At 74.7% G+C, this 11,696-nt stretch carries 12 protein-coding genes; 6 read left to right on the top strand and 6 right to left on the bottom strand.

Translation table 11 applies throughout. The features are described from left to right. Positions 1-154 precede the first annotated feature (154 nt). Positions 155-1,222 carry an HpcH/HpaI aldolase/citrate lyase family protein gene (locus tag ADL22_RS26205; RefSeq protein ID WP_066984744.1) on the top strand — a complete coding sequence of 356 codons (1,068 nt, stop codon included), beginning with the start codon at positions 155-157 and terminating at the stop codon, positions 1,220-1,222. A gap of 5 nt (positions 1,223-1,227) precedes the next feature. Next, complete coding sequence (locus ADL22_RS26200; RefSeq protein ID WP_066984742.1) at positions 1,228-2,112, top strand: HpcH/HpaI aldolase/citrate lyase family protein; 885 nt, start codon at positions 1,228-1,230, stop codon at positions 2,110-2,112. Between the two features lie 69 nt (positions 2,113-2,181). On the opposite strand, the gene ADL22_RS26195 is transcribed toward ADL22_RS26200, so the two are convergent. Then, positions 2,182-3,297: a CapA family protein gene (locus ADL22_RS26195; RefSeq protein WP_066984740.1), complete on the bottom strand. Its 1,116-nt coding sequence runs from the start codon at positions 3,295-3,297 to the stop codon at positions 2,182-2,184. Between the two features lie 215 nt (positions 3,298-3,512). Then, positions 3,513-4,556 (bottom strand): helix-turn-helix domain-containing protein, encoded by a 1,044-nt coding sequence (locus ADL22_RS26190; protein ID WP_079064430.1) that lies wholly within the window; start codon positions 4,554-4,556, stop codon positions 3,513-3,515. A gap of 52 nt (positions 4,557-4,608) precedes the next feature. Between ADL22_RS26190 and ADL22_RS26185 the strand changes: the two genes are divergently transcribed. Beyond that, the gene (locus tag ADL22_RS26185) at positions 4,609-5,010 is read left to right on the top strand and encodes a cupin domain-containing protein (RefSeq protein WP_066984738.1); all 402 of its coding nucleotides are present in this window, start codon (positions 4,609-4,611) and stop codon (positions 5,008-5,010) included. Between the two features lie 55 nt (positions 5,011-5,065). Here the strand turns inward: ADL22_RS26185 and ADL22_RS26180 are convergent, their stop codons facing one another. After that, a complete protein-coding gene (locus tag ADL22_RS26180) occupies positions 5,066-6,604 on the bottom strand; it encodes an alpha/beta hydrolase (protein WP_079064429.1) in 1,539 nt (512 codons plus the stop codon). A gap of 236 nt (positions 6,605-6,840) precedes the next feature. On the opposite strand from ADL22_RS26180, the gene ADL22_RS26175 reads away from it, so the two are divergent. Next, positions 6,841-7,248 carry a hypothetical protein gene (locus ADL22_RS26175; protein ID WP_234430857.1) on the top strand — a complete coding sequence of 136 codons (408 nt, stop codon included), beginning with the start codon at positions 6,841-6,843 and terminating at the stop codon, positions 7,246-7,248. Positions 7,249-7,320: 72 nt separating this feature from the next. Here ADL22_RS26175 and ADL22_RS26170 read toward each other — a convergent pair whose 3' ends face one another. From ADL22_RS26170 to ADL22_RS26160, 3 genes are all read right to left on the bottom strand, one after another. Then, a complete protein-coding gene (locus ADL22_RS26170) occupies positions 7,321-7,674 on the bottom strand; it encodes a hypothetical protein (protein WP_079064434.1) in 354 nt (117 codons plus the stop codon). Positions 7,675-7,836: 162 nt separating this feature from the next. Further along, positions 7,837-8,406 (bottom strand): transglycosylase family protein, encoded by a 570-nt coding sequence (locus ADL22_RS26165; protein WP_066984727.1) that lies wholly within the window; start codon positions 8,404-8,406, stop codon positions 7,837-7,839. 241 nt (positions 8,407-8,647) lie between these two features. Next, positions 8,648-9,349, bottom strand: coding sequence for a hypothetical protein (locus ADL22_RS26160; protein ID WP_159048724.1), 702 nt, complete (start codon positions 9,347-9,349; stop codon positions 8,648-8,650). 257 nt (positions 9,350-9,606) lie between these two features. Between ADL22_RS26160 and ADL22_RS26155 the strand changes: the two genes are divergently transcribed. Together ADL22_RS26155 and ADL22_RS26150 are read left to right on the top strand one after the other, a co-directional pair. Then, positions 9,607-10,869 (top strand): sensor histidine kinase, encoded by a 1,263-nt coding sequence (locus tag ADL22_RS26155; protein ID WP_159048723.1) that lies wholly within the window; start codon positions 9,607-9,609, stop codon positions 10,867-10,869. Between the two features lie 106 nt (positions 10,870-10,975). Beyond that, positions 10,976-11,689: a response regulator gene (locus ADL22_RS26150; protein WP_066984718.1), complete on the top strand. Its 714-nt coding sequence runs from the start codon at positions 10,976-10,978 to the stop codon at positions 11,687-11,689. Positions 11,690-11,696 lie beyond the last annotated feature (7 nt).

Raw genomic sequence — 11,696 nt, 5'->3', positions numbered from 1 at the left:
GGGCAGTTGAGGGGCGGGGCTTGGGGTGGCGGGGGGGAGGAAGGGCACACGTACTGGCCGGTAACAGGGGGCGGGGGCGGGCCTAGAGTGGGCGGCGGGTGGTCCGGGGCCCGGTCGGGGCCGGGGCCGGTGGCCGTGCGAGCTGGGAGGCTGGGTGCGTTCTCCGAAGGACTTCTTCCGTCCGTTGGCCGTGGGGGCTCCGGAGCCGGTGCGGGAGGTGCCGTTCCGGCCGTCGCGGATGATCCACTTCTTCGATCCGGGCAATCCGCGGATGGCGGCCAAGGTGCCGGGCCTGGTGCCGGACGTCGATGTGCTGCTGGGGAACCTGGAGGACGGGGTTCCGGCCGATCGCAAGGAGGCGGCGCGGGACGGGCTGGTCGGGATCGCGCGCGGGACCGACTTCGGCGAAACGCAGCTGTGGACGCGGATCAACAGCCTCGACTCCCCCTGGGCGCTGGACGATCTGCGCACGCTGGTCACGGAGATCGGCGACACGCTGGACGTGATCATGGTGCCGAAGGTGGAGGGCGCCGAGGACATCCACTACCTCGACCGGCTGGTGGCCCAGCTGGAGGCGAAGGCCCGGGTGGCGCGGCCGATCCTGCTGCACGCGATCCTGGAGACGCCGCGCGGGGTGGCGAACGTCGAGGAGATCGCCGGGGCCAGTCCGCGGATGCAGGGCATCTCGCTGGGGCCGGCGGACCTGGCGGCGAGCCGGCGGATGAAGACGACCCGGGTCGGCGGCGGGCATCCGGGCTACCTCGTACGGGAGGACCCCGGGGCGGACGGGGTGGCCGGGGCGCGGGCGGTGTTCCAGCAGGACCTGTGGCACTACACGATCGCGCGGATGGTGGACGCCTGCGCGGCGCACGGAATCCTGCCGTACTACGGGCCGTTCGGGGACATCCAGGACACCGTGGCGTGCGAGGACCAGTTCCGCAACGCGTTCCTGCTGGGGTGCGTGGGGGCGTGGAGCCTGCACCCGGTGCAGATCGGGATCGCCAAGAAGGTCTTCTCGCCGTCGCCGGCCGATGTCGCCTGGGCGCGGCGGGCGATCGCGGCGATGGGCGACGGGACCGGCGCGGTGATGCTGGACGGGAAGATGCAGGACGACGCCACGGTCAAGCAGTGCCGGGTGGTGGTGGAGCTGGCCGAGGCGCTGGCGGCACGGGATCCCGAGCTGCGCGCGGCGTACGCGGCCGGTGGCGAGGGAGCGGAGTGAGCGTCATGGGTGAGGCGGCCGGTGCGGTGCGGGCGCGGCGTTCGGTGCTGTACATGCCGGGGGCGAACGAGCGGGCGCTGGACAAGGCGCGGACGCTGCCGGCGGACGGGCTGATCCTGGATCTGGAGGACGCGGTCGCGCCGGACGCCAAGGAGGCGGCGCGGGAGCGGGTCGCGGCGGCGGTGGCCTCGGGCGCGTACGGCCGGCGGGAGGTCGCGGTCCGGGTCAACGGGCCCGGCACCCGGTGGTTCGCGGACGATCTGCGGGCGGCGGCGCAGGCCGGACCGGACGCGGTGGTGGTGCCGAAGGTGGAGTCCGCGGAGACCGTGCGGGAGGTCGAGCGGCGGCTGGAGGCGGCCGGCGCCCCGGACCGCACCGCGATCTGGGCGATGGTGGAGACGCCGCGGGCGATGCTGGACGCGCGGGCGGTGGCCGGGGCGAGCGAGCGGCTGACGGTGCTGGTGATGGGCACCAACGACCTGGCGAAGGAGCTGCACGCGGCCCATGTCCCGGGCCGGGCGCCGCTGCTGACCGGGTTGTCGCTGGCGCTGCTGGCCGCCCGCGAGGCGGGGAAGGCGATCCTGGACGGGGTGTTCAACGACGTACGGGACGCGGCCGGGTTCGAGGCGGAGTGCGTACAGGGCCGGGAGTTCGGGTTCGACGGGAAGACGCTGATCCATCCGTCGCAGATCGGGCCGTGCAACCGGGTGTTCGCGCCGGCGGAGGCCGAGGTGGACCGGGCCCGGAAGATCATCGACGCGTTCGAGGCGGCCGGCCGGGAGGGGCGCGGGGTGGTCACCGTGGACGGGCGGATGGTGGAGAACCTCCACGTCGAGGAGGCGCGGCGGGTGCTGGCGCTGGCGGCGGCGGTGGCGGCGGCCGGGGAGTAGCGGCGCTGGCCGGTGGCGGCCGGGGCGCACCACCGGTGCGCCCGAGCGGTGGCCCCGGGGCGCGGCGGGTCAGGCCGGGCGGAGGGTCAGGGCCGGTGCCGGGTCCATGGACAGGGCGCAGGGCGCGAAGCCGGTGGTGAGGCCGTCCAGGAGGGCGGCGAGCCAGCGGGCGTCCGCGCGGGAGGCGTGGCGCAGCCGCATCCGGTGCGCCTGGAACGGGACGATCCGCAGCTCGCGGAGGCGGCCGGTGCCGGCGTCGAGGGCGGGGAGGTAGAGCGGGCGCAGATCGTCACGGTAGCGCTCGTAGCCGGTGATGCCCTCGTAGTCGTCGATGAAGTCGCCGCAGCCGTGCAGGATCAGCTTTCCCGCGTGCACCTCCAGCGGGCGCGGATGGTGCGAGGAGTGGCCGTGGACGAGGTCCACTCCGGCGTCGATCAGGGCGTGCGCGCAGGCGGTCTGGTCGCGGGGGACGGTATAGCCCCAGTTCGAGCCCCAGTGCACCGAGACCATGGTCAGGTCGCCGGGGCGGCGGGCGGCGCGCAGCGCGGCGGCGGCCTCGGCGGCGGTGGCGGGCGAGGGGCCGGGGGCCCAGTGCACGCCGCCGTGGTGAGCGGTCGCGGCCCAGGTGCGGGGGACGCCGCTGGACGGCATCCCCACGGCGAGGACGAGGAGGCGGCGGCCGCCCGGCAGCGGGACGGCGGCGGGGCGGCGGGCCGCGGCGGCGTCGGCGCCCGCGCCCGCCGTCCGCAGACCGGCCGCGGCCAGGCTGTCCAGGGTCTCGGCGAGCCCCTCGCGACCGAAGTCCAGGACGTGGTTGTTGGCGAGGACGACGGCGTCGGGGCGGGCCGCGGTCAGGCAGGGCAGGTTCGCCGGGTGCATGCGGTAGTGGATCTCCCGGCCGGGGGCGAAGGTGCCGCGCCGGGTGACGCCGGTCTCCAGGTTGAGGACGCGGGCGGCGGGCGCGGCGGCGTCCAGGGCGGCCAGCGCGTCGCCCCAGGGGTAGGCGTAGTCGACGGGGCGGGGGATCGGGCCGTTGACCGCCTCGGCCAGGCCGACGTAGATCCGGGCGTCCTCGACGTAGACCTCGCGCAGCTCGGGGTCGCCGGGGCAGGGCAGGATCTGGTCGACTCCGCGGCCGAGCATCACATCGCCGCAGAGGGCCAGCGTGACGGGTTCAGCGGTCATCGGCGCTCACCGGCTTCCTTTTCCCAGGTTAGGGGCCGGGCGCCGGGGCGGCCGTACCCGCCTGCGGTGCGATGTTTCACGTGAAACGGCGCTTCGCGGGAAGCGGTGTTTCACGTGAAACAGTGCTTCGCGGGAAGCGGTGTGCGCAGGTAGCGACGTGTCACGAGAGCGGTGTTTCACGTGAAACATCAGCCCGGGGATGCGCTACGGCACGCTCACGCGCTACGCCGCAGCGCCTCGCCGCCGGCCGGGCCGAAGCGGCGGCGGTAGGCGGACGGGGTCAGGCCGGTCTCGCGGCGCATCAGGGCGCGCAGATGGGCGGCGGTGCCCAGACCGCTGCGCCGGGCGACCACGTCGAAGCGGGCTTCGCCGCGTTCGATCAACCGGCAGGCCAGCGCGATCCGTTCGCCGGTGAGCCAGGCCAGCGGGGTGGTGCCCAGCTGCGCGCGGAAGCGGCGGTGGAGGGTGGCCGGGCTGACCGCGGCGCGGGCGGCCAGTCCGGCGACGTCGAGCGGGGTGTCCAGGCGCTCCTGGGCCCAGGCCAGCAGCGGGGCGAGGGACTCGTCCGGTATGCGGGGCAGCGGGCGTTCCACGAACTGCCGCTGGCCGCCGTCGCGGTGGGCGGCGAAGACCAGCCGGCGGCTGACCGCGTTGGCGATCTCCGCGCCGTGGTCCCGGCGGACCAGGTGCAGGCCCAGGTCGAGGGCGGCCGCGCTGCCCGCCGCGGTGAGGAGGTCGCCCTCGTCCACGAACAGCACGTCCGGTTCCAGGCGGACGGCGGGGAAGCGGGCGCGGAAGGCGTCGGCCCACTGCCAGTGGGTGGTGGCCCGGCGGCCGTCGAGCACCCCGGCCTCGGCGAGGGTGAAGGCGCCGGTGCAGAAGCTGACCAGCCGGGCGCCGCGGGCGCGGGCGCGGCGGACCGCGTCGAGGACGGCCGGGCGGCGGGGCACCTCGACGTCCGGGCGGTGCGGGACGATCAGGGTGTCGGCGGTGTCCGCGGCGGACAGGCCGGCGACGCCGCTGAGGGTGAAGAAGCCGTCGCGCATCACGGTCCGCGGCTCGGGCGCGCAGAGCGCGAAGTCGTAGAGGCGGTCGCGGCCGAGCTCGGGGCGGCGGAGGCCGAACACCTCCATGGCGCAGCCGAGTTCGAAGGGGTTGGTGTTGTCGTCGACGAGCGCGACGACGCGGTGCAGGCGCTCCGGTGCGCCGTCGGGTGCGCGGCCCGGCGCCGGGTCCGGTTGCGAGGATCGTTGCGGCATATGCGATTCCTAGCACTCACCGTGTCCGGGCGGCACCGGCCAGGATCGGATCATGACCAACGACCTTCCCCAGCCGCTGGCGCTCGACGCGGCGCTGGCCTCCTTCGACGCCCTGTGGAGCCCCCGGATCGCCACCCGGGTCAACGACTACGACGTACGGATCGCCAAGGTCGCCGGCGAGCACCTGTGGCACGCCCACGACGACACCGACGAATTCTTCCTGGTGCTGGAGGGCGAGCTGTTCATCGCGCTGCGGGAGGCGGGCGGGGAGCGGACCGTCCACCTCCCCAAGGGCTCGGTCTTCACCGTCCCGCGCGGTGTCGAGCACAAGCCGTCCGCCCCCTCGGGCGCCGCGCTGCTGCTCTTCGAGCCGGCGGGCACCCTGTCGGTCGGCGACCGGCACGAGGAGGTGCCGGACCACGTGGACGCGACGACCGGGCACGCGCTGGGGTGAGCGCGCGAAGCGGCCCCGGCCCGGAACGCACCGGGCCGGGGCCTGCCGCGCCGGCTCAGGCCGCGCAGTACACGTCCTTGTCCGGCCAGTGGCCGTCCTTGAGGTAGCCGGTCACCGCCCGGTCGCCGCAGGCGTTGCCGTGCGCGAGGTAGGAACCGTGGCCGCCGCTGTCCACGGTCACCATGCGGGCCCGGCCGCCCAGCGCCGTACGCATCTTCAGCGCCCCGGAGTAGGGGGTGGCGGGGTCCCGGAGGTTCTGGATCATCAGCACGTTCGACGGCCCCCGGTCGGTGATCCGGACCGGTGCGTCCGCGGGCCGGTCGGGCCAGAACGCGCACGGCGGGATGTTGGCCGGCATACCGGCGGTGAGCGGATGCGCCGCCCGGTCGGCGGCCACCGCCCGCCGGTAGGAGTCGACCTCGCGCGGCCAGCCGATGTCGTTGCAGATGGTCGCGATCGCCACCGCGGCGTCCGTGTCGGGCAGCGGTCCTGCCACATCCCCCGGCAGCCGGGGCGTCGCGGCCGGGTCCTGGGCCGCCTTGACCAGCGCGGCCACCGGGGCGAAGCCGTCCGGGCCGCCCATCAGCGCGTTCTGCAGGGCCTGCCGCAGCCGGTTGCCGGTCAGCGGCGTGCCCGCGACGTCCGACTCCCGGGGCGCCCGGTCCAGCTCCGCGGCGACCCGCAGCACCAGCGGCCGGACGCCGTCCGCCCGGTCCGCCAGCCGCAGCCCGTCCCGCTCCCGGGCCGGGTCGGCCGCCCAGGCCGCGAAGTCGGGGAACCGGTCGTCGGCGCCCTGCGCCATGTTGGCGAGCCAGCCCCGCTCCAGCCGCGCGGGGTCCGGGTCGTCGACGCTGTCCAGCACCCAGCGGTCGGTCCGCTCCGGATACGTCTGGGCGTACACCGCCGCCACATACGTCCCGTAGGACTGGCCCCAGGCCGACAGCTTGCGCTCGCCGAGGGCCTGGCGGAGCCGCTCCATGTCCCGGACCTCGTTGGCGGTGCTCATACTGCGCACCAGCGGGCCGCCGTTGCGGGCGCACGCCTCGGCGGTCCGGCGCGCGCGGGTGACGTTCTCGTCGATGGAGCCGTCCGCCGCCGGCCAGGCCCGCAGCGTCACCAGGTGCCGGTCCGCCGGGTCCAGGCCGCAGCCGGCCTTGGCGCTGCCGCCCACGCCCCGCGGATCGAAGCCGACCAGGTCGTAGGCGCCGCCCAGCTGCGCGCGCAGGGCACCGGCCCGCTGCGTGAGGCGGGCGACGCCCGAGCCGCCGGGCCCGCCGGGGATCACCATCAGCGTCCCGCGCCGCTCGGCGGGCCGGTCGCTGCGCACCCGGCTGACCGCCAGGCTGACCGTCGGGCCGTCCGGGTCCCGGTAGTCCAGCGGCACGGCGAGGTCCGCGCACTCCTGTCCGGCCGGTCCGCCCGTCCGCTCGCAGGCCCGCCAGCTCAGCCCGGCCACCCGCCCCGCCCGGCCGTCCCGGCCCCCGTCCGCCGCCCGCGCCCCCGCCGCCGCCGTGCTCACCGTCGCCGCGGCGAGCATCCCCGACAGCCCGAGCAGCACCGCTCTCCGGGCCCGCAGACCCCTGTAACTCGTCATACCCCAAGGCTCGTTGACCCCCCACGCCCCGCCCATCCGGCCGGCCGCCCCTCGCCGGTGGGGTTTTCCCCCGGGGGCGGGGTGCGGCCCGTACCCCCAGGGCGGCCGGCGGAATGCGCCACCCGGCTGAATATGCTCCGTGAGCGTTTGGCATTCCTGCGGGTTATCGGCAGTGCGGACGGCGGGCCGCCGCACGATACGTCTGGGTTCAGCAGGCCGAACAGGCAAGGAGCGTCGTGAAAAGACTGGTGCAGGCGGGAACCGTCGCCGGGGCGTGTGGACTGGTGCTTTTCGGCACCGCGCCCGCGCGGGCGCAGACCGTTCCGGAAGGGTCGCTGCTCTCCGCGGTGGCAGGGGCCGATCTCGGGACCGTCACCGGAATGATTTCCGGCGTGATGTGCAATAACCGGCTGGCTGATTTCAATTACCGCTCGCCGGCGAACCGTTCACCGCATCCGTGCGTCAACGGCCCGGTGCACAGCGGCAACAGCAAGAACAGCAACAATTTCGTCAACCACGGGAATCCGGTGGACAGCGGAAATATCGAGGCCGCCAGCGGATCCACCAACAGCCTCAACTCGGTCACCGGCTCGGAGCGGAACAGCAGCAACGACATCCAGCGGATCCTGAAGATCATCCGCTGAGCCGGTCCCGGCACACGCTAAAGGCCCCGGGGAACCGGGGCCTTTAGCGTGGTGGCGGGCCGGGCGGCCCGGTCACAGGTGCAGGCTGCCGCCTCCGCCGAGGTCCTGGAGGTGGTTGGCGCTGCCCGACGCGGCGCCCGTGCTGGTGTCACCGCTGTTGAGGGAGCCGTTGCTGGCGACCGGACTTCCGCTGTTGCTGGGATTTCCGTTCAGGTGGACGTTCTGGGCGTCCTTGGTGTTCCCGCTGTTGATGGGGCCGTTGATGCAATAGCGGGCCCGGCCCTCGCACCGGAATCCGGCCACGAAGCGGACGAAGGTGTCCCCGTTCGCGTCGAACGGACCGTCCCCCCACGCCATGGCCGGCGACGCCCCGGCGCCGGCCAGCAGCAATCCGCAGAAACTCGCGAGCGCCAGCCTCGTACGCATCGAATTCTTCACTGTATGGTCCTGCCCCTCACGGTCGGTGAACCCCGGAGCCTTGTGCTATCGGCCTCCCCGGAATCCGCCAAGCGTGAAAAGCGGCCGGGCCGCCGCGTTCACCCTGACCGACCACCGGATTTCACCGTGACGGCCCTGACAGCAGCGCGGTCAGCCGCGGACTCTGAGGGTCTGGCCCGGGTAAATGCGGTCCGGGCCGTTCGGGAGGCGGTCGCGGTTGAGGGAGTACAGGGCCCGCGCGCCGCCCGGGACACCGGCGCGCTGCGCGATGGCGGAGAGCGCGTCACCGGGGCGGACGGTGTAGGTGCGCGCGGACGGGCCGGGGCGGCCGGCGGCGCGGTCGGCCGAAGGGGCGCCCAGGCGGCCGCAGTTGGGCCAGGGGGCCAGACCGCGCTCCTGGACGATGCGCTCGCCGACCGCGATCTGCTCGGCGCGGGTGGCGAGGTCGGCGCGCGGGGCGTAGCGGGCGCCGCCGTAGGCGCGCCAGGTGGCCGGGGAGATCTGGAGGCCGCCGTGGTAGCCGTTGCCGGTGTTGGAGTGCCAGTCGCCGTTGGACTCGCAGGCCGCGATCTGGTCCCAGTCGGTGCCGGACGGCGGCGGGGCGGCGGCCGCGCGGCCCGCGGCGGCGAGCAGCGCGGTGGCCAGCGCCACCGGGAGCGCCAGGGCGAGCAGGGCGGACGGGAGCGGTCCGGCGGTGCGTACGGCGGGCTGCGACGGCATGGCGGTCCTTCCTCCTGCGTGCTGCGGAGGCGTCGCGGCCGGGTGGCGCGCCGCGACGCCGGCGGCAGGCACCAGGTAACCCGCCGGAGGGGTGCGTGGCAGGTCCGGGTGGGCCGGGAGGACGGATTTTCACCCGGGCGGGCCCATGGCGGGCGGCCGGAGGGGCCACGGCGGGCGGCGGCGGGGACCCCTTTCCGCCGGGGAGACGGCGGAAAGGGAACGGGCCGGCGCCGCGGGCGGTTCAGCGGAGGGAGTAGGCGAAGGACGGGGTGACGCAGGGCGGTTCGGGCGTGGCGACGGCGAACTCGTAGGCGGGGGAGAGGGAGACGGTGCGCACCCGGACGGGGATTCCGGTGCCGCACGGGCCGGGGACGGTGACCGTACCGCTGTCGCCGGGGAAGCCGGCCTCGATGCGTTCGGGGGCGAGGGACAGGCCGCGGCCGACGGCCTGGAGGGCGGCGTCCTTGCGGACCCAGTAGCGGGTGATGAGGCGTTCGCGCTCGGCGGCCGGGCGGGCGGCGGCGCCGCGGGCCTCCTGGGCGGTCAGGATCCCGTAGGGGGTGCTCAGGGGGGAGGACTCCTGGCGGACGTGGCGGACGGACTCGACGGAGAAGCCCATCTGGCGGGCGCCGTCACCGCAGGCGACGACCAGCAGGCCGTGGGTGCCGTACAGCTGCCAGTGGCCGGCCGCGGTCATCGCGGCCCGCACCCGGTCGGGGAGCCGGGCGAGCAGCCAGCCGCGCGAGGCGGCGTCGAGGGTGGCCCTGGTATGGCCGTTCAGGCCCGGACAGCGGTCCGCCGTCAGCGCGCTCCCGGAACCGGACGGCGGCGCGGACCCTTCCGTGGCGGGCCCTACGGGGACCACGAAGACGGGTACCTGGTCGGGGAGTTCCCGGGCGGGGAGTTCCAGGTCGAGATCGAGAAGAGCGGCGTTCGTTTCCACGTACTTTCCGTCCTCCACAGGTGAGCGGTGGCGCGGCCGTACCGGTGCGTGACGGCCGGCAAGCGGTGGCGACTTCGGCCTCCCCCTTTTTCGCCTACATCGATCGATACAGTCAGGCCAAGGTTTGCATGACCTCCGGAGCCTTGGAGTCCTCCCTCCTGCCGATGTCCGGCTACATACTTCGATGTACGGAACACCCACCCAATTCGGCAGTCAGGCCAAGGTGGCGGCACCGCGCGCGGACGTAGTGTCCTGGTGTGTGGTTACGGGACTTCGCCAGGACGCGGCTGCGCCGTACGCCCTTACCGCTGCGTGATCTCCGGCTGGCCGTCGGCTTCTTCGCAGGTTGTCTGATTCTGTACGTACTGGGCGGCCCGCGCGTCATGGGCGGGGAGATACCGGTGTGGCAGGCGGTGCTGCCGGTGCTGGTGCTGTGCGGTTCGACGGCGTTCCGCAGTACGGCGCCGGGCCGGGCGGTCCTCGTCGGGACCGTGACCGTCAGCCTGGAGGCCGCCGTCAGCGGCGGGCTGGGGCCCGTGCTGATCTATACGGACCTGCTGTACGCGGCGGCGCTCTACGGGGCGCCGCGGCTGTGCCGGGCGCTGCAGTTCGGGACGGTCGCCGCGACCATGGCCGCCACGGTGGTCTTCCTCTTCATCGGCGACCGGTCGGAGGGGGTGACGACCGGCCTGATCGTGGCGCTGCTGCTGATCTCCCCCGTATGGACCGGCGTGCTGATACGGAACCACAAGGAGCAGGCGGACGCCGAGCGGCAGCGGGCCGCGCAGATCAACCGGCTGGCCGAACTGGACCGCAAGGCCGTGCTCCAGACCGAGCGCACCCGGATGGCGCGCGAACTGCACGACCTGGTGGCCAACCACCTCAGCGCGATCGCCATCCACTCCAGCGCGGTGCTCTCCCTCCAGGAGGCGCGCGGCACGGGCGGCGGGCAGCCTGACGCGGACGACCCGGTGCTCCAGGCGCTCGCGGTCATCCGGGAGAACAGTGTGCAGGGCCTGGCCGAAATGCGCCGCATGGTGGTGCTGCTGCGGTCCGACCGGGCGGTGGACGACGACTGGGACCGGCCACAGCTCAACGCCCTGCCGTCCCTGGTGGAGCAGGCCCGCCCGGCCGCCGACGCGGCGGCGCTGACGCTGGTCACCGAGTTCCCCGAGAGCTTCCCCGAGGTGTCGTCGGTGATCGAGGTGACGGCGTACCGGATCGTGCAGGAGGCGCTGACCAACTGCCTCAAGCACGCGGCGGCGGGCCGGGTGCGGATCCGCTGCGCGGCCGGCGCCGAGGAGCTGCTGCTGTGCGTGGACAGCCCGCTGGGCCGCCCGGACGGGCGGGAGCGGCAGCCGCGCCCCGGGGACCCGTCGACGGCCGGCGCCGGGGCCGGGCTGGCCGGGATGGCCGAACGGGCCGCGCTGGTGGGCGGGGTGTTCGACGCCGGGCCGGACCGGACGGCGCCCGGGCGCTGGCGGGTGCGGGCGGTGCTGCCGCTGGACCGGAACTCCTGAACGGCCCCGTTGAGAAGGGCGTCCCATTCCCGGGCGGTGCGGCCCGGCCAGTGAGCGAGAGGTGGAGCAGCCAGTGGAGCAGGCGGTGGAACGGAGCGCGGCAGGGGTGGCGGAACGGACCGGGCAGGACCCGGCGCCGGACCGCGCGGAGCGCATCCGGGTGCTGGTCGCCGACGACCAGGCCGCGGTGCGGTCCGGGCTGGTGCTGGTGCTCCGGACCGACCCGGGGATCGCGGTGGTCGGCGAGGCCGGGGACGGCGCGGCGGCGGTGCGGATGGCCGGTGAACTGCGGCCCGACGTCGTGCTGATGGACGTGCAGATGCCGCTGCTCAACGGGGTCGCGGCGACCCGCCGGATCGTCGAGCAGGGGCTGGCGGAGGTGCTGGTGCTGACCACCTTCGACATCGACGAGTACATCTTCGGGGCGCTGCGGGCCGGGGCCGGCGGCTTCATCCTGAAGAACGCCGAACCGGCCGTCCTGGTACGGGCGGTGCGGGAGGTCGCCCACGGGGACGGGTTCCTCACCCCGGCCATCGCCCGGCGGCTGATCAGCGAGTTCGCGCACCAGGCGGCGCCGCCGGCCGGGCCCCCGCTGCCGGACGGCGCGGCGCGGGCCCTGGACACCCTCACCAAGCGGGAGTTGGAGGTGCTGGCCTGCATCGCCCGCGGGCTGGCCAACAGCGCCATCGCGGAGACCCTCAACCTCGCGGAGGGCACGGTGAAGACGCACACCAGCCGAATCCTGTCGAAGCTGAACCTGCGCAGCCGGGTGCAGGCGGCGATCCTGGCGCAGCAGCACGGGATCGCGCTGCGGGGGTGAGGGGGCG

Origin of the sequence: Streptomyces sp. NRRL F-4489, assembly GCF_001509485.1 — a bacterium.
GTDB lineage: Bacteria > Actinomycetota > Actinomycetes > Streptomycetales > Streptomycetaceae > Streptomyces.
Note: the sequence above shows the minus strand (reverse complement) of the source record. Positions and strands in the feature narration are given on the sequence as shown.